A 25,428-nucleotide genomic window follows, 5' to 3' on the forward strand; every position below is an offset into this window, starting at 1 on the left:
TCAGGACATGGGACGAGTCACGGAACGACGCAAGGTGCTCCGCATCCGGGACGGGGCGGTCTCCAGCCGTCCGGACACGCTCGTCGCGGAGGAGCCCCTGGAGATCCGGCTGAACGGCAAGCCCCTGGCGATCACCATGCGCACCCCGGGCGACGACTTCGCGCTGGCGGCGGGCTTCCTGGTGAGCGAGGGGGTGCTGGGCGGGCAGCGGGACCTGCGGAACATCGTCTACTGCGCGGGGGCCAAAGCCGACGGGTCGAACACGTACAACGTGGTCGACGTGCAGACGGCCCCGGACGTGGTGATCCCCGAGATCACCCTGGAGCGGAACGTCTACACGACCTCCTCCTGCGGCCTGTGCGGCAAGGCGTCGCTGGACGCGGTGCGCACGACGGCCCGCTGGCCCATCGCCGACACTCCCCCGGTGCGGGTCACTCCCGAGCTGCTCGCGAGCCTGCCCGACCGGCTGCGCGCGGCCCAGCGGGTCTTCGACCGGACCGGGGGCCTGCACGCGGCGGCCCTCTTCTCCGAGGACGGCGAGCTGCTGGACGTCCGGGAGGACGTGGGCCGGCACAACGCGGTCGACAAGCTGGTCGGCCGCGCCCTGCAGAACGGGGACCTGCCGCTGTCGCGGACGATCCTGCTCGTCTCGGGCCGGGCTTCCTTCGAGCTGGCGCAGAAGGCCGTGATGGCCGGTATCCCGGTCCTGGCGGCGGTGTCGGCGCCGTCCTCGCTGGCGGTGGACCTGGCCGCCGAGACGGGCCTGACGCTGGTGGGCTTCCTGCGGGGCAGCTCCATGAACGTGTACGCGGGTGAGGACCGGATCGCCCTGCGGGCCGCGGCCGCCCAGGGCTGAGCAGGTTCTCCCGCGACACGGCGGCGGGGCCCCGACCGGCGGGGAGCGCCCCCTGCGCCGCAGGGGCCCCGTCTCGGCCCGGCCGTCCCTAGGGGGTGTCCGCCGCGCCGGATATCCGGAGCAGCATGCCCGTGAACTGCTCGCGTTCGGCCTCCGACAGCGGGGCGAGCAGCTCGTCGTTGGCGGCGCGGGCCGCCTTCTCGCAGCGTGTCAGCAGCCGGGCTCCCCGGGCGGTGAGGGACACCGCGTTCTTCCGCCGGTCCTTCGGGTCCGGCTCGCGCACCACCAGGCTCGCCGCCTGGAGGTCGTTCAGGATGCCGACCAGGTCCTTGGGGTCCAGCCCGACCCCGCGCCCGAGGTCGGCCTGGGCGACGGGGGCCAGGTCGCGGACGGCGGACAGCACCACGTGGTGCCACATCCGCATGTCCTGCTCGGCCAGCGCCGCGGCCACCAGGGCCCGGCCGCGCGCGGCGGCACGGCCGAGCAGCCAGCTGGGCAGGGAACGGATCGCGGGGAGGGAGACTTCCGACATGGGCGCAGCCTAACCAAGAAATCGTTGGTCCTCCCTATGATCGTCTTATACGTTGGGCACTCCGACGAATTCGTTGGGACCACCAACGACACCCGGAGGTGCGATGCGCCGCGTCCGCTACGAATCCCGAGGCGGCCCCCTGTTCATGGAGGAGGCACCGGTCCCCGAGCCCGGCCCCGGAGAACTGCTCGTGCGCGCGGAGGCGATCGGCGTCACGCTCCCGGTCGTACGCAAGGTCACCGAGGCGGCGGAGCCGGTCCCGCTCGGCGGCGAGATCGCCGGGGAGGTCACGGCCGTCGGCGAGGGCGCCACCCGCTTCGGCACCGGCGACCGTGTAACAGGACTCTGCCTCGGCCATGGTTACGCCGACTTCGCGCTCCTGCACGAGGCCATGGCCTCCCCGGTCCCGGCGGACGCCGACGCCGTCACGGCCGTCGCCCTGGTCCGCAGCGGCCTGATCGCCCTCGGCGCCCTGGAGGCCGCACGGCCCGAGCCGGGTGAGGCGGCCCTCGTCACCGCCGCGGCGAGCGGTGTCGGGCACCTGGCCGTGCAACTGGCCAGGACGCGGGGCGCCGGACGGGTCGTGGGGGCCGTATCCGACCCGGCCAAGGCCGACTTCGTCCGCGGCCTCGGCGCCGACCACGTCGTCACGTACGGCGACGACACCTGGGGTACCCCGGTCGACTACGCCCTGGACGCGGTCGGCGGCGAGCTGCTCACCCCGGCCCTCGCCGCGCTCGCCCCGGAGGGACGGCTGGTGGCGTACAGCTCGGGAGGCGGCACCATCCAGGCGTACGACCTGCTGGCCGGCGCCAAGTCGGTGATCGGGTTCCAGATGGCCCGTGTCGCGCGCGGGAAGCCGGAGTTGTACGAACAGTGGCGCGAGGAACTGTGGCGGCTGTTCGCGGCCGGAGAGGTCAAGCCCGTCGTCCACGGGGAGTTCGCCCTTCAGGACGCGGCGAAGGCGCACAGGGAGATCGAGGCGAGGGCCAACCTCGGCAAGGTCGTCCTGATCCCCTGACGCACGCTTCTTGTGGGGGGTCTGTGCAGCCAAGTACCGTCTGTGGCCCACACATGGGACGTGGGATGTCCGCTTGTCCGAATGACTGCTCCCCGGATTTCTGTTCCCATGCCTCGGTGGTCCAGCCGACAGACGCATGAAGGGCAGGTCGCACCATGCCGTCAAGTCTTCGCGCACGTCTGAGATCCACCCTGACAGCCGTTCTCAGCGCCGCGGCGCTGCTCGCGCCCGCAGGCCCGGCCCAAGCCCAACCCATCGCGGCCTTACCGGAGTTCGAGCAACAGGTCCTCTTCAAGGCCTCCCAGGACCCCGGTTACGCGTGCTTCCGGATCCCGGCGATCGTGCGGACCACGGCCGGCACGCTGCTCGCCTTCGCCGAGGGCCGCGTCCTCAACTGCGGTGACGCGGCCGACATCGACATCGTCCTCAAACGCTCCACCGACGGCGGCCGCACCTGGGGACCGCTCCAGGTCGTCAACGAGGGCGCGGGCGACACGCACGGCAACCCGGCGCCCCTCGTGGACCGCAGGACCGGCCGGATCCTGCTGGCCGAGACGTACAACACGGGCCGTACGGACGCCGGCAACTGCACCGTTCCCTGCGACCGCACCCCGCACCTCCAGTACAGCGACGACGACGGCCGTACCTGGTCCGAGCCGCGCGACCTGAGCGACGAGATCCTGCCCGAACACTGGAACTCCTGGTACGCCACCGGGCCCGTGCACGGCATCCAGCTCACTCGCGGCAAGCACGCCGGGCGGCTGGCGTTCGGCGTCAACACCGAGACGTGGGACGGCAGCCGGGTCACCGCCAACCACGCCGCGCTCATCGTCAGCGACGACGGCGGCGACCACTGGCGGATCGGCGCCACGGACTCCTGGCCGATAGCGCCCGACGGCATGTTCCGGCAGAAGCCCTCGGAAGTGACGCTCACCGAACGGGCCGACGGGGCCGTCCTCGTCAGCGGCCGCGAACAGGACGGCACCGATCTGGGGCACCGCTCCCAGACCCTCAGCCTGGACGGCGGCGACAGCTTCGCCACGCCCTTCCGCGCCCTCCCGGACCTCTACACCCCACAGGTCCAGGGCGCGACACTGCGCCTCGGCGACCGGCTGCTGCTGTCCGCCCCGGCCGATCCCGACCGCCGCCGGACGATGATGGTCCGCTCCTCCTACGACGGCGGGCGCACCTGGGACAGCGTGGACCGGGGCACGGTCGTCACCACGGACTGGTCCGGCTACTCCGACATGGCGGCAATCAACTCCTCGACGGTGGGCCTGCTGTACGAAGGCGGCGCGGTCGACGCCCGCGACGAGATCCGCTTCGCCCGCTTCACCGAGGACTGGCTGACACCGCGCCGCGGCGCCGACCCGACCACCCGCGACGCCGCGCCGGGCGCGAGGCCCGCGGCCGTGCTCGGCGGTGCCGGGCGAACGGCCGGTGTCCTCGGCGGCGCGCTGTCCTTCGACGGCACCGACGACGCCGTACGCCTGCCGTACCGGTCCCGACTGCCGCTCGGCGAGGGGGACTTCACGGCCTCGCTGTTCTTCCGCTACACGGCCACGACCGGCGAACAGCCCTTCCTGTGGATGGGCGGCATCGGCAGCACCCAGCCGCAGGTCTGGCTGCGCGGGGAACCGGCGAGCGACCGGGTCCGGGCGCTCATCACCACCCGGTCGGGCGCGACAACCGTCAGGACGGCCTCGGTGTTCACCGCCGGCGCCCACAACGACGGCCGCTGGCACCACCTCGCCCTGCGCCGGGGCGGCGGGCAACTGACCCTCTTCCTCGACGGTACGCCGATCAGCACCCCGGACGTGCCGGGCTCGGTCAGCCGTAACTCCCCGTTCGGCGTGCACATCGGCCAGCGCATGGACAGCCGGGCGTTCCTCACGGGGGCGATCGACGACGTCCGCGTGTGGAACCGGGCCCTCACCGACAGGGAGTTGGGCGCCGGCACCAAGGGCGCGGCCACCAAGGGCACGGTGCTGTGGCTCCCCATGGACCAGGTGAGCGGCAGCAACTAACGTCACGCCACGTGCCCGACGACGCAGAAACAACACGAGCACGACAGCGCACGGGAACCGGGATCGGCCTGCTGCTGGTCCTGGTTCTCGGGGCCGCGCTGCTCATCACCCTCCCGGAGGACGAGAGTCCGGACGACGACGCCGCCTGCCGGGCGCGCACGGTCGCCTCCTGGCGGGCGGACGACGGCCTCACCGCCGAGTTCGCCCGCTACGGCGACGACGCGACCCGCACCGACGACTGGACCGGCGGCGACGGCACCCACTCGGTGCGGCTGCCGGACGGCCGGGTGCTGTGGCTGTTCTCGGACACCTACCTGGGCCGGGTGTACGGCCCGCCCAACCCGGTCGGCGAGTCCCACGCCTGGCGGGACACCACCGCGCCTCTGGTGCGCAACTCGGCCGTGCTGATGCGCGACGGCCGGCTGGAGACCACCCTCCCCGCCCCGCTCTTCGCCGACCCGGCACCGAACCAGTGGCGCTGGCCGGTCGCGGCCCGCGTCGAACCCCGCTCCCCCGGCTCCTCGGAGCAGGTCGTCCGGGTGCTGCTGTGGGTGCGCACGGCCGGCCAGACCCCGTGGATCTACGGCGTGCCCACCGCGACCGAGGTGGCCACGCTGTCGCTGCCCGATCTGCGCCTGGAGTCGGTCGTCAAGGTGCTCGACCAGCAACTGGTCCCGGACCCGTCCCGGCGGGTGCTGTTCGGCACGACGCTGGTCGAGGAGGACGGCTGGACGTACGTCTTCGGCGGCGACGACGGCCAGGCCGCCTCCCGCCCGGCCTCGCACGCGTACGTGGCGCGGGTGCCGGAGGGCAGGCTCGGGGATCCGGCGGCCTGGCGGTACTGGACCGGCTCGTCCTGGGCGGCCACTGCCCGCCCCCGGCCCGTGCTCGGGGACGGGCAGCGCAGGGGGGTGGGCAGCGCGTTCTCGGTCGTCCGGGACGGCGGGACGTACGTGCTGTTCACGATGGCCGCGGGCACGAAGGGCCTGACCACCGTGGCCTCGTACTGGGCGTGCTCCCCGGCCGGGCCGTGGCACGGGCCCGCGAAGGAGTTCAGCCCGTCCCTGCCGCAGGGCCAGGTGGCCGCCTACAACCCGCAGGCGCACCCGGTGCTCAGCGGCGGGGGGCGTCTCGTGCTGAGCTACGACGTCAACTGGCTGGAGACGACGGGCGCCGCAGCCCAGCTCAGCCGGAACGTGTCCCTGTACCGACCACGGTTCGTGACACTGCGGCTGGCTCCGGCGCGGTGACCTCCGGGCGGGGGTCGTGCGAACGGCGCTTGGCGATCACCGCGCAGACCATCAGCTGCATCTGGTGGAAGAGCATCAGCGGCAGCACGGCCAGCGAGGCGTGCGCGCCGAACAGGACGCTCGCCATGGGCAGTCCGGAGGCCAGGGACTTCTTCGACCCGGCGAACTGGAGGGTGATCCGGTCCTCCCGGGTGAAGCCCAGCGCCTTGCCGCCGTACCAGGTCAGCAGCAGCATCACGGCGAGGATCACGGCCTCGACGACCAGCAGTGCGCCCAGCCGGAGGGGGCTGACCTGGTGCCAGATGCCCTGGACCATGCCCTGGCTGAACGCGGTGTAGACGACGAGCAGGATCGAGCCGCGGTCCACCAGGGCGAGGACCTTCTTGTGACGGGTGATGAATTCGCCGATCCAGCGGCGCAGCAGTTGTCCCGCGAGGAACGGCACGAGCAGTTGCAGCACGATCTTCAGCAGCGAGTCGGCGGAGAACCCGCCGCCGCTGCCGCCGAGCAGCGAGGCCGCGAGCAGCGGGGTGGCGATGATGCCGACCAGGGAGGAGAAGGAGCCCGCGCAGATCGCGGCGGGCACGTTGCCGCGGGCCATCGAGGTGAACGCGATCGAGGACTGCACGGTCGACGGGACGAGCGTCAGGAAGAGCAGGCCCTGGTACAGCGGGTCCGTCAGGATCACCGGCACCAGCCCGCGGGCCGCCAGGCCGAGCAGGGGGAAGGCGACGAAGGTGCAGGCCAGGACGGTGACGTGGAGGCGCCAGTGGCGCAGTCCGTCCAGGGCCTCACGGGTGGACAGCCGGGCGCCGTAGAGGAAGAACAGCAGGGCGATCACCGCCGTGGAGGCACCGGACGCGACATCGGCGACCGTCCCGCGAGCCGGGAACAGGGCGGCGACGCCCACCGTCGCGAGGAGGAGAAGGATGTACGGGTCGATCGGCATCCGGCGCGGCCGGCGCAGGCGGTTCACGGTGCTCCACTTGCTCGGTGCTTACGGGCGGTACATGCGTGCGGTACAGGGCCGGTACGGCCCCCTTCCATCCTGCTCCCCGGCCGCGTGATCGGGAACCCCGCACACCGCTCTCACTGTCATCACGTTCCGCGATAGCCTGGCGCCATGTACGACCCCTCCCATCTGCGCACCTTCCTGTCGGTGGCGCAGACGCTGAGCTTCACGCAGGCCGCCCGCCGACTCGGACTGCGGCAGTCCACCGTCAGCCAGCACGTGCGGCGGCTGGAGGACGCCACCGGGCGGACGCTGTTCACCCGGGACACGCACTCGGTGGAGCTCACGGAGGACGGCGAGGCCATGCTCGGGTTCGCGCGCCGGATCCTGGACGTGCACGAGCAGGCGACGGCGTTCTTCACGGGCACCCGGCTGCGCGGCCGACTGCGCTTCGGCGCGTCGGAGGACTTCGTGCTGACCCGGCTGCCGGAGATCCTCGAGGGCTTCCGGCACGACCACCCGGAGGTCGATCTGGAGCTGACGGTCGAGCTGTCGGGCACGCTGCACGAGCAGCTCGCCGCCGGGAAGCTGGACCTCGTCCTGGCCAAGCGCCGGCCCGAGGACCCGCGCGGCGAGCTGGTCCGGCACGACAGGCTGGTGTGGATCGGCGCGGAGCGCCTCCGGCTCGACCCGGACCGCCCCGTGCCGCTCATCGTCTATCCGCCGCCGGGCATCACCCGCGCGCTCGCCCTGGAGGCGCTGGAGCGGCAGGGCCGCGAGTGGCGCGTGGTGTGCACGAGCGGCTCCCTCAACGGCCTCGTCGCGGCGGCCCGGGCGGGGCTCGGCGTGATGGCCCACTCCCGCGGCCTCATCCCGCCGGGCCTGGTCCGCGTCCCGGACCGGGCGGGGCTGCCGGAACTGGGGCAGGTCGACTTCGTCGTGGTCCACGGCCGGCGCCGCCCCTCCGCCCGGGGCGCGGCGGACGCCCTGGCGGCAGCGATCCTGTCGGGCGGGGACCGGCTGAACCGCAGTGACGAAATGCGCCTCCGGGGCGCTGACAGAAGAGACGGCCGGGCACCGCGCACGAGGAGCCCCGGGCCCTGACCCGGTCGTACAGATTCGGTGGAGATTACGGCTCCGAAACTTACTCAACCGTCAGGATTCTGTCCGACCCTTCCCCATGTGAGCGCATTTTCCCTCCCTGACCAGCGCGGACAAGAGCGCTGCCCGCCTTCGCCACCCCTCCCGCCCCGTGCCCGGTTGGGGTAGCTTTCACCGCGCTGTGCGGAGCGTCACTCAACAAAAGCGCTGAGGAGCGGGGAGCGGGGTTTGCGCGAGTTCACCAACCCTCCGTTGGCGTTGGCACCTCCGGTGGGCGGTCTGGCCGACGTGGTCTTCGAGCATGCCCAGGACGACCCGCTGCACATCGCGCTGGGCCGCAAGGACGAGTCCGGGCAGTGGCGGGACGTCACCAGCGCCGAGTTCCGCGACGAGGTCCTCGCCCTGGCCAAGGGCCTGCTGGCGAGCGGCATCCGGTTCGGCGACCGGGTCGCGATCATGTCCCGTACGCGCTACGAGTGGACGCTGTTCGACTACGCCCTGTGGACGATCGGCGCCCAGGTCGTGCCCGTCTACCCGACGTCCTCCGCCGAGCAGTGCTTCTGGATGCTGTACGACGCCGAGGTGACGGCCGCGGTCGTGGAGCACGAGGACCACGCGATGACGATCGCCACCGTCATCGACCGGCTGCCGCAGCTGCGCCGCCTGTGGCAGCTCGATTCCGGCGCCGTGCACGAGCTGTACGACGCCGGCGCGAGCCTCGACGACGAGGTGGTGCACCGCCACCGGCAGGCCGTCACCCCCGACTCGGTCGCCACGATCATCTACACGTCGGGCACCACGGGCCGCCCCAAGGGCTGCGTCATCACGCACCGCGCCTTCATGTACGAGGCGGACACCGTCATCGAGCGGTGGGAGCCGGTGTTCCACTCCAAGCGGGGCGACGAGGCCGCCACCCTGCTGTTCCTGCCGCTCGCCCACGTCTTCGGGCGGATGGTCCAGGTCGCCGGGATCCGCGGCAAGGTGAAGTTCGGCCATCAGCCGCAGCTCAACGCGGCGGCCCTGCTGCCCGACCTGGCCGCGTTCAAGCCGACGTTCTTCCTGGCCGTGCCGTACATCTTCGAGAAGGTGTTCAACGCGGCCCGCCGCAAGGCCGAGAAGGAAGGGCGCTCCGGCCCGTTCGAGAAGGCCGTCGACGTCGCCATCAAGTACGCGGACGCCATCGAGGCCAAGGCCTGGGGCATCGGCCCCGGCCCCTCCGCCGGCCTGCGCATGCAGCACCAGCTGTTCGACAAGCTCGTCTACGCCAAGATCCGCGCCGCGATGGGCGGCCGCATCAAGCACGCCATGTCGGGCGGTTCGGCGATGGACCGGCGGCTCGGCCTGTTCTTCGCCGGGGCGGGCGTGCACATCTACGAGGGGTACGGCCTGACCGAGTCCACGGCCGCCGCGACCGCCAACCCGCCCGGACGCACCCGGTTCGGCACGGTCGGGCAGCCCATCCCGGGCATGACCGTGCACATCGCGGACGACGGCGAGATCTGGCTGCACGGCCCCAACGTCTTCCAGGGGTACCTCAACAACCCCAAGGCCACCGACGAGACCCTGCACGACGGCTGGCTGGCCACCGGCGACCTCGGCGCGCTCGACGAGGACGGCTACCTCACCATCACCGGCCGCAAGAAGGAGATCCTGGTCACATCGGGCGGCAAGAGCGTTTCGCCCGGCGTGCTGGAGGAACGCGTCCGTGACCATCCACTGGTCAACCAGTGCATCCTCGTCGGCAACGACCGCCCGTACATCGCCGCCCTCGTGACCCTCGACCAGGAGGCCGTGGAGCACTGGCTGACGATGCGGGGCAAGCCGCGGATGTCCGCGGCGGAGCTGGTGCGCGACGCGGATCTGGAGACGGAGGTGCGGCGCGCGGTGGTCGCGGCCAACACCCTTGTCTCGCAGGCCGAGTCGATCCGCACCTTCCGCATCCTGGCCCAGCCGTTCACCGAGGAACACGGGTTGCTGACCCCGTCCCTGAAGCTGAAGCGCAAGGCGATCGAAAAGGCGTACGAGAAAGAGGTCGAGGCGCTGTACCGGGCGTGAAGTGCCAGGTGACAGATGAATGCCACACCTGGATTCTCCCGTCAGGAATGCATCACGGCTCGTGATCGTTGACGATGGGATGGACACCTGACCACAAACCGAAGGATCGAGAGCTCGTGAGCAAGGTCCCCCCGATCATCCTGAACAACGGCGTCGAGATGCCCCAGCTTGGCTTCGGCGTCTGGCAGGTGCCGGACGACGAGGCCGAGTCGGCCGTCGCGACGGCGCTGGAGGCCGGGTACCGCAGCATCGACACCGCGGCGATCTACGGCAACGAGGAGGGCACGGGCAAGGCCATCGCCGCGTCCGGTCTGCCCCGCGAGGAGCTCTTCGTCACCACGAAGCTCTGGAACGCCGACCAGGGGTACGACTCCACGCTGCGCGCCTTCGACACGTCGCTGGAGAAGCTCGGCCTGGACTTCGTCGACCTGTACCTGATCCACTGGCCGCTGCCGGCCCGGGACACCTACGTCGACACGTACAGGGCGTTCGAGAAGCTGCACGCCGACGGCCGGATCCGGGCCATCGGTGTCTCCAACTTCCTTCCCGAGCACCTGGAGCGGCTGATCGGCGAGACGTCGGTCGTCCCGGCCGTGAACCAGATCGAGCTGCACCCGCACCTCCAGCAGAACGCCGCCCGTGAGTACCACGCGGAGCAGGGCATCGCCACGGAGGCCTGGTCGCCGCTCGGCCAGGGCAAGGGCCTGCTGGAGGTCCCGGCGATCGTGGCCATCGCCCGGAAGCACGACCGCACCCCTGCCCAGGTCGTCCTGCGCTGGCACATCCAGCTGGGCAACGTGGTCATCCCGAAGTCCGTGACCCCGGCACGGATCAAGGAGAACATCGAGGTCTTCGACTTCAGCCTGGACACGGAGGACCTGGCGGCCATCAGCGCCCTCAACGAGGACCGCCGCCTGGGCCCGGACCCGGCGACGTTCGACGGCGCCTGAGGAATTCGCCTCGCGCCCCTACGACTGCCCGCAGCTTGCAGAGCTGCGGGCAGTCGTGCCTCCCCCAGTGCCTCAAGGGCCTGGGAGGTACCCCCAGGGCGGCGCCCGTACTAACCCGCCCGGACCGCCGTGTGCACCGTGTGCGCCTCCAGGACGAACACGTCCGGGCGACGGTGCAGGCTCGCCTCGTCGTCGGGGTCGACGAGCCGGTCGAGGGTCGCGAGATCTTCCGCGTCGAGCCCGTCCGTCAGCCGCTCCCTCATGTGCGACAGGGACGCCACGACATAGGCACGGGCCCGGTCCGAGGCGGGTGCGGGGAGGTCGAGCAGGAAGGTGTGCGTCCTGGTGTGCTTCAGGCCCGCGGCGGCCAGCAGGGCCGGCCAGTCCTCCGTCTCCGCGACATGGCCCGGCAGCTCCGCGCGCATCCGCGTGAACCACTCCGCCTCCACCGCGTCGATCCGCGCCTGAAGCCCGGGCCGGCCGATGCCGATGTCGCGCGGCAGGTACCGCGGGGGCAGCCCGCCCTCCATGAGGGCGAGGGTGCCGCCGGGCGCCAGCCGCGCCGCGAAGGCGGTGAGCGCGGCCCGCTGGTCGCCGAGGTGGTGCAGGCTGCGGCTCGCCCAGAGCAGATCGGCGGGGTAGTCCAACTCGTCCAGTACGTCGGGGAGTTCACCGGCGATGGTGCCGAAGCGGTCGGCGACCCCCAGCCGCTCGGCCCGTGCCCGCGCCCGTTCCAGCAGCGGCTCGGAGCCGTCCACCGCAACGATCCGCGCGCCCGGGAACGTCTCGGCGAACAGGCACGACACGACGCCCGGCCCGCTGCCCGCGTCGACGATCAGGCCCGGCTCGGTCACCTCCTGCGCCAGCCAGGCCATGGCCCGCTCGTACAGGGATGCGAACAGCTCGGCCTGGGACTCCAGCCTCGGGCCCATCTCGGCCCAGTCGATGTCCGTCTGACCGTGGTGGTGGCCGTGGCCGTGCTGGTGGTTGTGCTCATGGTCGTGGTCGTGGTCGTGCGCCATGGTGGTCAGCCTCTCCCTCGGATGCCGCCAGCCTGCGCAGACGCACCGGGAGAAGGCCACTGCTCTTGCCGCTCCCGCAAAAAGGGATCCGCCGGGGCCGGAGCCCCGGCGGATCCGTGGGGACGGGGTGTCAGCCGGTCAGGACAGCGGCGGGTACGCGTTCCGCATCAGCTGCTGGAACTGGGCGGAGAACCAGTGCCCGGACAGCGGGGCGTCCGGCAGGGCACCCGACATGTTGTAGTTGTTGCGGGCGTTGCCCTCGTACGTCGGGTCGCACATCCGGTCGAAGCCCTTGCCCYCGTCGTTCGGGATCGCCTTGCTCGCCCCGTCGGACTCGCCCGGCGGCTTCATCCACACGTACGCGTCGATCCCGGAGGCCGGGTTGGCCTGCGGGCGCTCGCCGAGGCCGGCTCCGGACTGGTTGCACCAGTTGCCGGGGTTGAAGCGGCGGTCGTAGCGGCCGCCGTCGACGTAGGTGTCGACGGAGGTCTGGGGGCCGGGGCCGGCGGGCCGGGCGGTGCCGCCCCAGCCGTTGCGGGAGGTGTCGATGAGCATGCCGATGCCGGAGTTGAAGCCGGCCGAGACCAGCTGGTTGCGGAAGGCCTGGGCGAAGGACAGCTCGTCGACGTAGCGGTTCCAGTCGACCCACTTCGACTCGCGGACGGACTTGCCGGCCACGTTGTCGTTGATGGAGAAGTTGTTCTCCTTCAGGGCGCTGTAGTTCGCCGTGTTGGTGATGAAGCCGTGGACGTCGTTGACGGTCGCGCCCTCGGCGGACGCCGCCTCCTTGAACAGGGTCGCGGAGGGACCGAAGTTGTCGTCCCAGCCGATCCAGCCGTGGTGGCCGGCGTCGACGTAGTTGTAGACGTTCGGCACGTCGCCGAGCTTGTTCAGCGCGTAGCCGACGCCCTTGATGTAGTTGCCGTTGGCCTTCATCACGTCGCACTGCGGGGTGGCCGTCGGGCGGCTGCCGGTGTTGGTGACGAGGTTCGGCAGCGAGTCGATCTCGACGGTGGTGACGATCCGCAGCGAGGAGTACTTCGAGTCGGCGAGGATCGCCTTGATCGGGTCGATGTACTCGGTCTTGTACCGGCCGATCTCGTCGGCCTTCAGCTCCCCGTTGGAGGCGAGGGCGGCGCAGTCACGGCCGGGCAGGTTGTAGATGACGAGCTGGACGACGAGCTCCCCGGAGCCCTTCTGGCGCAGCGCCTCGTCGAGGTGGGCGCGCAGGCCCATCTTGCCGCCGGCGCCGTTGATCGCGGCGATCCGGTCCAGCCAGACACCGGTCGGCTGGTTGGCGATCCGGCTGCCGCCCGGCTCGGCGGCGGCCTTCGCGGACCACTCCGGGTTCACGTACACCTTGGCGCCGTCATAGGGGTTGTTCACCCGGTTGGCGGGGCCGCCCGGGTCCGGCGGATCCGTGGGGCCGCCGGGGCCGCCGCTGTCGACGTTGCAGGTCACGCCGTCGAGGGTGAAGGTGGCCGGGATCGCGTTGGTTCCGCTGTAGCTGCCCTGGAAGCCGAAGCTGACCGAACCGCCGGTCGCGAGCTGGGCGTTGTAGCTCTCGTTGGCCACGGTGACATCGGCACCGCTCTGGCTGATCTTGGCGTTCCAGCCGCTGGTGACCTTCTGGTTGCCGGCGTACGACCACTTCAGCGACCACGACGACTTCGCGGCGCTGTTGTTGGTGATGGTCACGGCTGCGGTGAAGCCGGTGTTCCACTGGTTCTGCACCTTGTAGTCGACGGTGCAGGGGACGGCGGCGGCGCCGACGCCGTCGGGGTCGACGGCGAACGCGGTGCCGGTGGCTCCGGCGACCAGGGCCATGGCGGCCAGTAACGCTGTTCTCGTACGGCTCATGAGTGCGGGTTTCCCTTTCGGTGGTGGGGGTGTCAGCCGTTCAGGGCGCGCTCCGACAAGGACATGAGGAACCCGGCACCGGCACTCGCGCAGCCGGGGACGACCGCGAAGGCGGCGGCTAAAAGTACTGAACGCGAGGGGTGTCGCATGAGCGACTCCGTGCAGGTCGGGCCCGTCGTGACGGACGCGTCGACTGATGGAACCGCTCCCACTGGTGTCAAGGAAGGTAGCGCCAAGTGTCGGCAAAGAACAGGGGAGTCACTGACTTTCGCTCAACTCTCGGCGTCGAATCTTTTCGACTCTTCAAGCACCTTGACCGGTACCACACCCGTCCTCACTATGGGAGCGCTCCCACTGGTTCAAGCCTTGACTTCTCCGAGCCGCAAGGAGGAACCAGCACCATGCATCCCCCACCCCGGAGACGGGGAGCCGTGCGGCGTCTGTGGACCGCCGCGCTCGCAGCTCTCGCGCTTCCGTTGACGATGCTCTCCTCAGGGTCGACTTCCGCTCAGGCGGCCGCACTTCAGTGCAGTGTCGATTACAAGACGAACGACTGGGGCTCCGGCTTCACCGCGGACCTGACCCTCACCAACCGCGGCACGGACGCCATCGACGGCTGGACGCTGACCTACGCCTACTCCGGCAACCAGAAGCTGGGGAACGGCTGGAACGGCACCTGGTCGCAGTCCGGCCAGACCATCACCGTCAAGAACGCCCCGCACAACGCGCGGGTCGCCGCGGGCGCCGCCGTCTCCACCGGCGCCCAGTTCAGCTACAGCGGCAGCAACACCGCACCCACGTCCTTCGCCGTCAACGGCACCCCCTGCACCGGCGCGCACCAGCCGCCGATCGCCGTGCTGACCAGCCCGGCCGCCGGCGCCGTCTACACCCAGGGCGAGGCGGTCCCGCTGGCGGCCACCGCGGCCGCCGCGGACAACGCCACGATCAGCAAGGTGGAGTTCTACGACGACACCAAGCTGCTGGGCACGGACACCAGCGCGCCCTACGCGCTGTCCGTCTCGGATCTGGCCGTGGGCAGTCACTCCCTGGTGGCGAAGGCCTACGACAGCATGGGCGCCTCCGCCGACTCCACCCCGGTCGGCATCACCGTCGCCTCCGGCCCCACCGTCGTCGCCTCGCCGCTCCAACTGGGCGTGCAGTCCGGCAAGTCGGGCACGTACGAGGTGAAGCTGTCCAAGCAGCCGGCGTCCAACGTCACGGTGACGTCGGCCCGGGCGAGCGGCAACTCGGGCCTGTCGGTCACGGGCGGCGCCTCGCTCACCTTCACCCCGCAGAACTGGAACACCGCGCAGAAGGTGACCGTCACGGCCGCCGGCTCCGGTACCGGCTCCGCCGTGTTCGAGTCGACGGCCACGGGCCATGCCAAGGCCTCGGTCACCGTCACCCAGCTGGCGGCGACCAAGACGTACGACGCCCGCTTCCTGGATCTCTACGGGAAGATCACCAACCCGGCGAACGGCTACTTCTCCCCCGAGGGCATTCCCTACCACTCGGTCGAGACGCTGATCGTCGAGGCGCCGGACCACGGTCACGAGACCACCTCGGAGGCGTACAGCTACCTCCTGTGGCTCCAGGCCATGTACGGCAAGGTGACCGGTGACTGGTCCAAGTTCAACGGGGCGTGGGAGCTCATGGAGAAGTACATGATCCCCACCAAGGCCGACCAGCCGACCAACTCCTTCTACAACCCCTCCAAGCCGGCGACCTACGCGCCCGAGCTGGACACGCCCAACGAGTACCCGGCCAAGCTCGACACCGGCGTCTCGGTCGGCCCGGACCCGATCGCGGCCGAGCTGAAGAGCGCGTACGGCACGGACGACGTCTACGGCATGCACTGGCTCCAGGACGTCGACAACGTGTACGGCTACGGCAACTCGCCCGGCAAGTGCGAGGCGGGTCCCTCGGACACCGGCCCGTCGTACATCAACACCTTCCAGCGCGGCTCGCAGGAGTCGGTGTGGGAGACGGTGCCGCAGCCGACCTGCGACGCCTTCAAGTACGGCGGCAAGAACGGCTATCTGGACCTGTTCACCGGTGACGCCTCCTACGCCAAGCAGTGGAAGTTCACCAACGCGCCGGACGCCGACGCGCGCGCCGTGCAGGCCGCCTACTGGGCGGACCTGTGGGCGAAGGAGCAGGGCAAGGGCGGGCAGGTCTCCGGGACCGTCGCCAAGGCAGCCAAGATGGGCGACTACCTGCGCTACTCCATGTTCGACAAGTACTTCAAGAAGATCGGCAACTGCGTCGGACCCTCGACCTGCCCGGCGGGCACCGGCAAGGACGCCTCGATGTACCTGATGTCCTGGTACTACGCCTGGGGCGGCGCCACCGACACCAGCGCCGGCTGGGCCTGGCGCATCGGCTCCAGCCACGCCCACGGCGGCTACCAGAACCCGCTGGCCGCCTACGCGCTCAGCAACTACGCCCCGCTGAAGCCCAAGTCGGCGACGGGCGCGGCCGACTGGGCCAAGTCCATGGACCGGCAGCTGGAGTTCTACCGCTGGCTCCAGTCGGACGAGGGCGCCATCGCCGGCGGCGCGACCAACAGCTGGGCGGGCCGGTACGCGACCCCGCCCGCCGGGAAGTCGACGTTCTACGGCATGTACTACGACGAGAAGCCCGTGTACCACGACCCGCCGTCCAACCAGTGGTTCGGCTTCCAGGCGTGGTCCATGGAGCGGGTCGCCGAGCTGTACCAGCAGACGGGGAACGACCAGGCCAAGACGGTCCTCGACAAGTGGGTCGACTGGGCGCTGTCCAAGACCACGTTCAACCCGGACGGCACGTTCCGTATCCCGTCGACGCTCCAGTGGTCGGGCCAGCCCGACACCTGGAACGCCTCCAGCCCCGGCTCCAACAGCGGGCTGCACGTCAGCGTGGTGGACTACACGAACGACGTCGGTGTTGCGGCCGCGTACGCCAAGACGCTGACGTACTACGCCGACCGCTCGGGTGACACCGAGGCCGCGGCGGCGGCGAAGAAGCTGCTGGACGGTATGTGGGCGAACCACCAGGACGACCTCGGGGTCGCCGTCCCGGAGACCCGCGCGGACTACAACCGGTTCGACGACCCGGTGTACATCCCGAGTGGCTGGACGGGCACGATGCCGAACGGTGACGCGATCAACTCGTCGTCGACGTTCGACTCGATCCGGTCCTTCTACGAGGACGACCCTGCCTGGTCGAAGATCGAGAGTTATCTCGCGGGCGGTGCGGTGCCGTCGTTCACGTATCACCGGTTCTGGGCTCAGGCGGATATCGCGCTGGCCATGGGCTCGTACGCGGAGCTTCTCGAATAGCCCCCGCCGGGCGCTCCCCCAAGCAAAAAGGTGCGTCCGAAGCTCTGCGTACATGGCCCTGCACCTGACGCGGGGCCACGGCCGGGCGGTCCCCACCCGCACTGGGGGCCGCCCGGCTCTCGCACGTTCCCCCTCACGGAAGGACCCCCACCGTGCGAAGAACCCGTATTCTCACGGCCGTGCTCGCGCTGGCGGCCGGGTTGTTGTCGGGCGCGCCTACCGCCCTGGCCGCCGGTCCGACGCCGGTGAAGATCGCCGCTGATACCTACTCCTGGAAGAACGCGCGGATCGACGGGGGCGGATTCGTCCCCGGCATCGTCTTCAACCGGACCGAGAAGAACCTCGCCTACGCCCGTACCGACATCGGCGGTGCCTACCGCTGGCAGGAGGCCTCGAAGACCTGGACGCCGCTGCTGGACTCCGTGGGGTGGGACGACTGGGGGCACACGGGGGTCGTCAGCATCGCGTCCGACTCCGTCGATCCGGACAAGGTGTACGCGGCGGTCGGTACGTACACCAACAGCTGGGATCCGGGGAACGGCGCGGTCATGCGCTCCGCCAACCGGGGCGCGAGCTGGCAGAAGGCGAACCTGCCGTTCAAGCTGGGCGGCAACATGCCGGGGCGGGGCATGGGCGAGCGGCTGGCCGTCGACCCGAACCGCAACAGCGTGCTGTATCTGGGCGCGCCCAGCGGCAAGGGGCTCTGGCGGTCGACGGACTCGGGCGTGACCTGGTCGCAGGTGGCGAACTTCCCGAACGTCGGCGACTACGCGCAGGACCCGAGTGACAGCAGCGGCTACGCGTCCGACAACCAGGGCATCGTCTGGGTCACCTTCGACGAGTCCACGGGCACGTCCGGCAGCGCCACCAAGACGATCTACGTGGGGGTCGCCGACAAGGACAACGCGGTGTACCGCTCGACGGACGCGGGCGCGACCTGGCAGCGGCTGGCCGGGCAGCCCACCGGCTACCTCGCCCACAAGGGCGTACTGGACGCGAAGAACGGCTACCTCTACCTCGCCTACAGCGACAAGGGCGGCCCGTACGACGGCGGCAAGGGCCAGCTGTGGCGGTACGCGACCGGGACCGGTACCTGGACGAACATCAGCCCGGTGGCGGAGGCCGACACGTCCTACGGCTTCAGCGGGCTGACGGTGGACCGGCAGAAGCCCGGCACGGTGATGGCGACCGCGTACAGCGCCTGGTGGCCGGACACGCAGATCTTCCGCTCCACGGACAGCGGCGCGACCTGGACCAAGGCGTGGGACTACACGTCGTACCCCAACCGCGAGAACCGCTACACGATGGACGTCTCGTCCTCGCCGTGGCTGACCTGGGGCGCCAACCCGCAGCCGCCCGAGCAGACCCCGAAGCTCGGGTGGATGACGGAAGCCCTGGAGATCGACCCGTTCAACTCCAACCGCATGATGTACGGGACGGGCGCGACGATCTACGGCACGGAGAACCTCGCTAACTGGGACAGCGGCGGCAAGTTCACCGTCAAGCCGATGGTCCAGGGCCTGGAGGAGACGGCGGTCAACGACCTCGCCTCTCCCCCGTCGGGCGCCCCGCTGCTGAGCGCGCTGGGTGACATCGGCGGCTTCCGCCACACGGATCTGACGAAGGTCCCGTCGATGATGTTCACCCAGCCGAACTTCACGACGACCACGAGTCTGGACTTCGCCGAGTCGAATCCGAACACGGTCGTCCGGGTCGGCAACCTCGACTCGGGCCCGCACATCGCCTTCTCGACGGACAACGGCGCCAACTGGTTCGCGGGGACCGACCCCTCGGGCGTGAGCGGCGGCGGCACGGTCGCGGCGGCGGCCGACGGCAGCCGGTTCGTGTGGAGCCCCGAGGGCGCCGGCGTGCACCACACGACGGGCTTCGGCACGTCGTGGCAGGCGTCCGGCGGGATCCCCGCCGGGGCGATCGTCGAGTCGGACCGCGTCGACCCGAAGACTTTCTACGGCTTCAAGTCCGGGAAGTTCTACGTCAGCACGGACGGCGGCGCGACGTTCAAGGAGTCACCGGCGACGGGGCTGCCCGGCGGTGACAGCGTCCGCTTCAAGGCGCTGCCCGGCGGGAAGGGCGACGTCTGGCTGGCGGGCGGCGCGAGCGACGGGGCGTACGGCCTGTGGCACTCGACGGACGGCGGCACGAGCTTCACGAAGCTGTCGAACGTCGAGCAGGCCGACACCATCGGCTTCGGCAAGGCGGCGCCCGGCGCCTCCTACCAGACGCTCTACACCAGCGCGAAGATCGGCGGCGTACGCGGCATCTTCCGCTCCACGGACAAGGGCGCGAGCTGGACGCGGATCAACGACGACGCCCACCAGTGGGGCTGGACGGGTGCGGCCATCACCGGTGACCCGAGGGTGTACGGCCGGGTGTACGTGGCGACCAACGGCCGTGGCGTCATCTACGGCGACAGCTCCGACGGCGGCACCACGGGCCCCGGGCCCGGACCCGACCCGGCCGGTGCCTGCAAGGTGACGTACAAGGTCACCAGCCAGTGGTCGGGCGGCTTCCAGGCGGACGTGCAGGTCACCAACACGGGCACCAGCCCCTGGAACGGCTGGTCCCTGGCCTGGTCCTTCACCGACGGCCAGAAGCTGACCCAGGCGTGGAACGCCGAGGCCGCGCAGTCGGGTTCGACGGTGACGGCGAAGAACGTCGGCTGGAACGGCAACGTGGCGGCCGGCTCGTCCGTGAGCTTCGGGTTCACGGCGAACTCGTCGGGGACGAACGCGAAACCGACGGCGTTCAAGCTGGGTGACCAGAGCTGCACGGTGGCCTGACCGTGCTTCCGAGGGCGTAGGCCGGAGACGGCATACGCCCTCGGCTTTTCTCAGGGTGTGCAGACGGTGGGGGCGGGCAGCCGTGGGCATGTGCTCAGTCGCCGCCGGGAGCACGGGAGTTGCCGTACCGCTCCGCCAGTTCGGCCACGGTCCGGGCGATCCTCGACCGCAGTTCGTCGGGGGCCAGCACCTCGATGGCCGTGCCCAGGCGCAGGAACTCGGCGTGGGCGTGGTCGACGGACTCGATGGGGACCGTCGCGCGTGTCCAGCCGTCGTCGTCCGTACGTCCGTCGCGCCGTACCGCCTCCCCCGCCGGACCGGTGAGCGTCGTCCCCGGGGCCAGCCGCACGACCGCCTCGCCGCGGTGGAGCCGGTCGTGGAAGCCGCGCTGGTACGCCGCCCAGTACGCGGCCAGGTCGAAGCCCCCGGGCCGGGTGAACTCCTCGTCATGGGTGGTGAGTTCGAGGATCTGGTCGACCCGGTAGGTACGTGGTCCGGGTCCGGCGACGACGTACCAGCGGCCCGCCTTCAGTACCAGCCCGTACGGCTCCAGACGGCGCTCCACGTCGGTGGGCTCGCGCCAGCGGCGGTAGCTGACGTGCAGGACGCGGCTGCTCCATACGGCGTCCGCGACGGCCGGGAGGTATGGGGCGTCGTCGGCGTCCGCGTACCAGCCGGGGGCGTCCAGGTGGAAGCGGCCGCTGATCCGGTCGGCGTGGGCGCGCAGCTCCGCCGGCAGGGCGGCGCGCACCTTGAGCTGGGCGGCGGCGAGCACGGAGCCGAGACCGAGCTGGGCGGCGGGGCCGGGGGCGCCCGCGAGGAAGAGGGCCTCGGCCTCGTCGGCGGTGAGGCCCGTCAGACGCGTGCGGTAGCCGTCCAGCAGGCGGTATCCGCCGGCGTGGCCCGCGTCGCCGTACACCGGGACCCCCGCGGCACCGAGGGCCTCGACGTCCCGGTAGACGGTACGGACCGAGACCTCCAGTTCCTCGGCGAGCTGCGCGGCGGTCATCCGGCCGCGCGTCTGGAGCAGCAGGAGGATCGAGACGAGTCGGCTGGACTTCACTGACACAGGATGTCAGGGAAGCGGCTCTAGCGTGCCGCCATGCCCTTCACGGAGAAACTCCTGACCGTGCCGCCGCCCGTCGAGGTGGCCGGCCGGTGGATCAAGCGCTACCACGTCACGGCCGACCCGGGGGGCATCGCGCCCGAGGTGGAGAAGGCGGCGTACGCGATCCTGCCCGAGCTGCTGCCGGAACCGGACGGCACCCCGCCGGCGACGTTCGTCGTGCTGCACCGGGGCGGCGACGACGGCGCCTATCTGAACGCGTACAGCTGGGTGTGGGACAACGTGCTGCACTTCGGCGGCGCGGCGGCGGGCCAGCCGGTCCTCGGCTGCCCGGACCGCGACCCCACGCACTTCGTGAGGCCCGGCCTGCCGTGGATCGGCTGCGTCTGGGAGCTGCCGCCGATCCTGCACGAACGCGACGCCTGGGTACGGCACATGCTCGCCCCGGACGTCCCCGACCTCGACGCCTATCTGGCCGACCGTCTGTCCGAAGGAACCACTGGAGACCGCTCATGAGCAGCCCGCACGACTTCGACTTCTTCCACGGCACCTGGAGCGTCCTGCACCGCCGCCGCACCGGCTTCCTCGATCCCGGCAGTGACTGGGAGGAGTTCCCGGGCCGGAGCGAGTGCCGGGCACTGTTCGACGGGGCCGCCAACATCGACGAGATCGACATGCCGCACCTCGGCGCGAAGGGGCTGACGCTGCGACTGTTCGACCCGGTCCGTGAGGAGTGGTCGCTGAACTGGGCGTCCAGCCGCAGCGGGACCCTCTTCCCGCCGGTCTTCGGCCGTTTTCAGGGCCCGAGGGGCGAGTTCCACGGCGTCGACACCCTCCCCCAAGTTCTCGGCTCCGCTCGAACAGGGGGGACCCCCATCGGCGAGGACGTGCGCGTGCGGTTCGTCTGGTCGGGAATCTCCCCGGGCACCGCCCGCTGGGAACAGGCGTTCTCCACGGACGGCGGAGAGACCTGGCTGACCAACTGGATCATGGAGTTCACCCGGGCTCGAGACTCCCTCACGGCTTCCGGAACGCCCGGAGCGTGAAGAACGGGTCGGGGCGGGGTCTGTCCTGGTCGGGGAGTTCCGCCAGCCGGGTGGCGAAGCCGTCGGCGAGGGGGTGGCCGGGCGGCAGGGTGACGAACCAGCCGCGGCGCAGATCGGCGACCGTTCGGCGCGGGCTGCGGCCCTGACCGTGGCCGCGGAAGCGGGCCTGCCCGGCCGGGACCAGGCCGTGCCCGGCGGCGTGGGACTCGACGTCCGCCGCCGCGTCCCGGACCGGGCTGGGCGGACGGGAGGACAGGACGACATCGATGTCACTGCCCACGTTGTGGGAGGCGGCCTTGTCGACCGTGGTGACGTAGACGCCGCCGGGCCGCAGCACCCGGGCGCATTCGCCGACGATGGTCCGGACGTCGGCGGGCCCGGCGGCCAGGTGCAGCAGCCACACGCTGCACACGGCGTCGAACTCGCCGTCCCGGAAGGGCAGCCGGCGGCTGTCGGCGAGCACCACGGCACCGGGCAGCCGTGCGGTGGCCTGCCGGGCCATCGCCGGGGAGAGGTCCACGCCGGTCACCCGCATGCCCTCGCGCGCGGCCGCGAGCCGGCGGGTCACGATGCCGGTGCCGCAGGCGACGTCGAGCAGGCTGCGCGCGTCCGGCGGCACGAGGCTCAGCACCGCGCTCGCGGCGGCGGCCGCCCTGGGCTCGCCGCCGCGCGAGGCGTCGTACCGCTCCGCTTCCTTGTCGTAGTCGAGCACGCGGTCAGTGTGCCCCGTGCCCGGGGGCCAGGTCCTCCACCCTGCGGGCGAGCTCGAAGTCCTTCTCGGTGACGGCGCCGCCCGCGCTGTGCGTGTGCACGGACAGGGACACCGTGTTGTAGCCGAGCGTGAGGTCGGAGTGGTGGTCGAGCTCCTCCTGGACCTGGGCGATGTGCACGACCATCGCCGTCGCCGCGAAGTGAGAGCCGAGCCGGTAGGAGCGGGTGAGGCGGTCCCCGTCGAGCGACCAGCCCGGCAACTCGGCCAGCCGGTCCTCGACCTCCTTCTGCGACAGCGGTTCGACGGGCATGGGCAGCGCTCCTTCCCTGGCTCCGGTGTCCTCTTCTCGCTTCTCAGCCTGCCACAGCGGGACGTCCGGGGCCCTGGTCGCAGCGGTGTGCCTGTCCGGCGCGACCGGTTCTCGACTACGGTCCCGGCATGACCACTCATCCGTCCACGACCGACCAGGGCGTGGGGCCGCTGCTGCGGGCCTGGCGGGAGCGGCGCCGGGTCAGCCAGCTGGAGCTGGCCCTGCGCGCGGACTCCTCGGCCCGGCACATCAGCTTCGTCGAGACGGGCCGCTCCCGGCCCAGCGAGGAGATGGTGCTGCGGCTGGCCGAGCACCTGGACGTCCCGGTGCGGGAGCGCAACGCGCTGCTGCTGGCGGCCGGTTACGCCCCGCGCTACCCCGAGACGCCGCTGGACGACCCGGCGCTGGGCGCGCTGCGCGAGGGCATCGAACGGCTGATCGGGGGCTACGAGCCGTACCCGGCACTGGTGGTGGACGCGCGGTACAACGTCGTGGCGGCCAACCGGGGGATCATGACGCTGATCGACGGCGTCTGCGAGACCCTGCTCGAACCGCCGCTGAACGCGATGCGGCTCGCCCTGCACCCGCAGGGCCTGGCGCCGCGCATCCGCAACCTGCGCGCCTGGCGCGGGCACCTGCTGGAGCAGATGGAGCGGCAGATCGCGCTGCACCGCTCCGAGCCGCTGCGGGCCCTGTACGAGGAAGTGGCGGCGTATCCGGTGCCCGACGCGGATCCGGCGGAGGAGCCCGCGGAGGCGGTGCCGTACTTCGCGCTGCCGCTGCGGATCGAGCACGAGGGGCGGACGCTGTCGTTCATCTCCTCGATCTCCACGTTCAACACACCGATGGACGTGACCGTCGCCGAGCTTGCCATCGAGACGCTCCTCCCGGCCGACCCGGCGACGGTCAAGTACCTTCAGTCGCTCCTGCCCTGACGGGCCCTCAGTGCCGTGTACTGAAGGGCGGCGAAGGCGGCCACGACCAGGGACTGGAGCACCGTCCACACGGCGCCCGCCGTGCTCGGCGTCAGCCACAGCGCCAGGGCCACGAGGCTCACCGCCGTCCAGGCGAGGTTGGCCTCGACGACGGCCCGCACGCCGAGCGCCGGCGGCTGCCGGCGGGCGGCCAGCAGGCCCACGCCCGCCGCGTAGGCGGTGAGGAACGCGCCCAGTGCGAGCAGCAGCGTGGAGTCCACGCCGAGGAAACGGCCGAGCGGGCCGGAGAACGCGAGGTAGGCGAGCGCGTTGGAGCCGGTCACCGCCGCGTCCAGGGCGAGGAAGCGGCGCATCATCGACTGCGGCGCACTGGTCCGGGCGAGCGTGGCGAGCTGGGATGCGGACATGGTGCATCACCCTCCGTCGGGTCGTGGTGCGCGGGCCGGTACCCGGTTCCCGGGCCGGAGTGCGCCGGCCCGGGAACCGGTGCGTTCACGATCCCGTCCCGGGCGCGCCCGGTCGATTACCCGCGGGGTAATGCCCCGGTGACACGTCCCTTCTCTCGATCTCCACGCCCGCGGCCCTGTGAGACTGTCGGCGGTACGTGACAGACTGATCGCAGGCTTGGGCACGTTGGGGAGGCGTGGCGTGAGTGAACGGCGGGCCGCACCGACCGTGGGCCAGGTGGTGCTGGGCAAGAGGTTGCAGGAGCTGCGCGAGGCCGCGGGCCTCAGTCGTGACGAAGCCGCCCGGGTGCTGCGCGTCGCCCCCGCGACGGTCCGGCGGATGGAGACCGCCGACGTCGCGCTCAAGATCCCGTACGTACAGATCCTGCTGACCGCCTACGGCGTGCCCGAGGACGAGGTGACCGCGTTCGTCGAGCTCGCCGAGGAGGCGAACCGGCCGGGCTGGTGGCAGCGGTTCCACGACGTGCTGCCGGAGTGGTTCAGCCTGTACGTGAGCCTGGAGGGCGCCGCCCGGATCATCCGGTCCTACGAGCCGCACTTCGTGCCGGGGCTGTTGCAGACCGAGGGGTACGCGCGTGCGGTCCTGCAGGCCGGCACCATCGGGAACTTCGGGCCGGAGGCCGTGGAGCGGCATGTGTCGCTGCGCATGGAGCGGCAGCGGCTGCTGGAGCGCCCCAACCCGCCGCACCTGTGGGTGATCATGGACGAGACGGTGCTGCGGCGCCCGGTGAGCGTCGACGGCCAGGTGATGCGGGACCAGCTGGACAAGCTGCTGGAGTACGCCGAGCGGGACCGCGTCACGCTCCAGGTCGCCGAGTTCAAGGACGGCCCGCACCCGGGGACGTACGCGCCGTTCTCCCTGTTCCGCTTCGCCGAGCCCGAACTGCCCGACATGGTCTTCACCGAGTACCTGACCGGCGCGCTCTACCTCGACTCCCGCAAGGAGGTCTCCGCGCATCTGGAGGTCCTCGACCACATGACGGCGGGCGCGGCCTCCACGCAGCGCACGGGAAAGCTCCTGCGGGAGTACCGCGAGACCTACTGAGCAAGGCCCTCGTGCGCAGGCCGTGACCCGTACGGGCGTCGCCGGCGGGTGCGCTCCCCCGCCCGCCCGTAGCGTCGTGTGCACGGGGCGCGGCGAAGAG

21 protein-coding genes are annotated in these 25,428 nt (G+C 71.1%); 13 read left to right on the forward strand and 8 right to left on the reverse strand.

The features are described 5' to 3' along the window. The first annotated feature begins 7 nt into the window (after positions 1–7). A complete protein-coding gene (fdhD, locus tag CA983_RS03530) occupies positions 8–856 on the forward strand; it encodes a formate dehydrogenase accessory sulfurtransferase FdhD (RefSeq protein ID WP_086599400.1) in 849 nt (282 codons plus the stop codon). Between the two features lie 88 nt (positions 857–944). Here fdhD and CA983_RS03535 read toward each other — a convergent pair whose 3' ends face one another. After that, a complete protein-coding gene (locus CA983_RS03535) occupies positions 945–1,388 on the reverse strand; it encodes a MarR family winged helix-turn-helix transcriptional regulator (protein WP_086599401.1) in 444 nt (147 codons plus the stop codon). Between the two features lie 103 nt (positions 1,389–1,491). Between CA983_RS03535 and CA983_RS03540 the strand changes: the two genes are divergently transcribed. The 3 genes from CA983_RS03540 to CA983_RS03550 all read left to right on the forward strand — a co-directional run bounded on the left by CA983_RS03540 (position 1,492) and on the right by CA983_RS03550 (position 5,686). Beyond that, a complete protein-coding gene (locus CA983_RS03540) occupies positions 1,492–2,409 on the forward strand; it encodes a quinone oxidoreductase family protein (protein WP_086599402.1) in 918 nt (305 codons plus the stop codon). Positions 2,410–2,564: 155 nt separating this feature from the next. Beyond that, positions 2,565–4,436: an exo-alpha-sialidase gene (locus CA983_RS03545; protein WP_086599403.1), complete on the forward strand. Its 1,872-nt coding sequence runs from the start codon at positions 2,565–2,567 to the stop codon at positions 4,434–4,436. 11 nt (positions 4,437–4,447) lie between these two features. Continuing rightward, positions 4,448–5,686: a DUF4185 domain-containing protein gene (locus CA983_RS03550; protein WP_086599404.1), complete on the forward strand. Its 1,239-nt coding sequence runs from the start codon at positions 4,448–4,450 to the stop codon at positions 5,684–5,686. Here the strand turns inward: CA983_RS03550 and CA983_RS03555 are convergent. Further along, complete coding sequence (locus CA983_RS03555) at positions 5,622–6,635, reverse strand: bile acid:sodium symporter family protein (RefSeq protein ID WP_167407318.1); 1,014 nt, start codon at positions 6,633–6,635, stop codon at positions 5,622–5,624. The two genes, CA983_RS03550 and CA983_RS03555, sit on opposite strands and share 65 nt — an antisense overlap. A 174-nt stretch (positions 6,636–6,809) precedes the next feature. Here CA983_RS03555 and CA983_RS03560 point away from each other — a divergent pair, with 174 nt between their 5' ends. The 3 genes from CA983_RS03560 to CA983_RS03570 all read left to right on the forward strand — a co-directional run bounded on the left by CA983_RS03560 (position 6,810) and on the right by CA983_RS03570 (position 10,744). Then, a complete protein-coding gene (locus tag CA983_RS03560; protein ID WP_086599406.1) occupies positions 6,810–7,742 on the forward strand; it encodes a LysR substrate-binding domain-containing protein in 933 nt (310 codons plus the stop codon). A 225-nt stretch (positions 7,743–7,967) separates the two neighbouring features. Beyond that, the gene (locus CA983_RS03565; RefSeq protein ID WP_086599407.1) at positions 7,968–9,794 is read left to right on the forward strand and encodes an AMP-dependent synthetase/ligase; all 1,827 of its coding nucleotides are present in this window, start codon (positions 7,968–7,970) and stop codon (positions 9,792–9,794) included. Between the two features lie 74 nt (positions 9,795–9,868). After that, positions 9,869–10,744: an aldo/keto reductase gene (locus CA983_RS03570; RefSeq protein ID WP_086599408.1), complete on the forward strand. Its 876-nt coding sequence runs from the start codon at positions 9,869–9,871 to the stop codon at positions 10,742–10,744. 110 nt (positions 10,745–10,854) lie between these two features. Here the strand turns inward: CA983_RS03570 and CA983_RS03575 are convergent, their stop codons facing one another. Together CA983_RS03575 and CA983_RS03580 are read right to left on the reverse strand one after the other, a co-directional pair. Beyond that, positions 10,855–11,766, reverse strand: coding sequence for a class I SAM-dependent methyltransferase (locus CA983_RS03575; protein WP_086599409.1), 912 nt, complete (start codon positions 11,764–11,766; stop codon positions 10,855–10,857). A 138-nt stretch (positions 11,767–11,904) separates the two neighbouring features. Then, positions 11,905–13,626, reverse strand: coding sequence for a glycoside hydrolase family 6 protein (locus CA983_RS03580; RefSeq protein ID WP_086599410.1), 1,722 nt, complete (start codon positions 13,624–13,626; stop codon positions 11,905–11,907). A gap of 401 nt (positions 13,627–14,027) precedes the next feature. Here CA983_RS03580 and CA983_RS03585 point away from each other — a divergent pair, with 401 nt between their 5' ends. Further along, positions 14,028–16,946: a glycoside hydrolase family 48 protein gene (locus tag CA983_RS03585; protein WP_086599411.1), complete on the forward strand. Its 2,919-nt coding sequence runs from the start codon at positions 14,028–14,030 to the stop codon at positions 16,944–16,946. Between the two features lie 152 nt (positions 16,947–17,098). Then, entirely contained in the window at positions 17,099–19,747 is a 2,649-nt protein-coding gene (locus tag CA983_RS03590) for a cellulose binding domain-containing protein (protein WP_086599412.1), read from the forward strand. Between the two features lie 94 nt (positions 19,748–19,841). Here the strand turns inward: CA983_RS03590 and CA983_RS03595 are convergent, their stop codons facing one another. Next, entirely contained in the window at positions 19,842–20,810 is a 969-nt protein-coding gene (locus CA983_RS03595; RefSeq protein WP_086599413.1) for a helix-turn-helix transcriptional regulator, read from the reverse strand. Positions 20,811–20,849: 39 nt separating this feature from the next. Between CA983_RS03595 and CA983_RS03600 the strand changes: the two genes are divergently transcribed. Then, entirely contained in the window at positions 20,850–21,329 is a 480-nt protein-coding gene (locus tag CA983_RS03600) for a hypothetical protein (protein WP_086599414.1), read from the forward strand. Beyond that, positions 21,326–21,859, forward strand: coding sequence for a hypothetical protein (locus tag CA983_RS03605; protein WP_086599415.1), 534 nt, complete (start codon positions 21,326–21,328; stop codon positions 21,857–21,859). The genes CA983_RS03600 and CA983_RS03605 overlap by 4 nt, the downstream gene beginning before the upstream one ends. Here the strand turns inward: CA983_RS03605 and CA983_RS03610 are convergent. Together CA983_RS03610 and CA983_RS03615 are read right to left on the reverse strand one after the other, a co-directional pair. Continuing rightward, entirely contained in the window at positions 21,831–22,571 is a 741-nt protein-coding gene (locus CA983_RS03610) for a class I SAM-dependent methyltransferase (RefSeq protein WP_086599416.1), read from the reverse strand. The two genes, CA983_RS03605 and CA983_RS03610, sit on opposite strands and share 29 nt — an antisense overlap. 4 nt (positions 22,572–22,575) lie before the next feature. Next, positions 22,576–22,881 carry a 4a-hydroxytetrahydrobiopterin dehydratase gene (locus tag CA983_RS03615; protein WP_020272365.1) on the reverse strand — a complete coding sequence of 102 codons (306 nt, stop codon included), beginning with the start codon at positions 22,879–22,881 and terminating at the stop codon, positions 22,576–22,578. Positions 22,882–23,009: 128 nt separating this feature from the next. Here CA983_RS03615 and CA983_RS03620 point away from each other — a divergent pair, with 128 nt between their 5' ends. Continuing rightward, a complete protein-coding gene (locus CA983_RS03620; RefSeq protein ID WP_086599417.1) occupies positions 23,010–23,816 on the forward strand; it encodes a helix-turn-helix domain-containing protein in 807 nt (268 codons plus the stop codon). Here the strand turns inward: CA983_RS03620 and CA983_RS03625 are convergent. After that, positions 23,798–24,223, reverse strand: coding sequence for a hypothetical protein (locus CA983_RS03625; protein WP_086599418.1), 426 nt, complete (start codon positions 24,221–24,223; stop codon positions 23,798–23,800). The two genes, CA983_RS03620 and CA983_RS03625, sit on opposite strands and share 19 nt — an antisense overlap. Before the next feature lie 241 nt (positions 24,224–24,464). Between CA983_RS03625 and CA983_RS03630 the strand changes: the two genes are divergently transcribed. Then, complete coding sequence (locus tag CA983_RS03630; RefSeq protein ID WP_086599419.1) at positions 24,465–25,328, forward strand: helix-turn-helix domain-containing protein; 864 nt, start codon at positions 24,465–24,467, stop codon at positions 25,326–25,328. Positions 25,329–25,428: the final 100 nt, after the last annotated feature.

It is taken from the genome of Streptomyces swartbergensis, from assembly GCF_002148965.1.
Lineage (GTDB): Bacteria > Actinomycetota > Actinomycetes > Streptomycetales > Streptomycetaceae > Streptomyces > Streptomyces swartbergensis.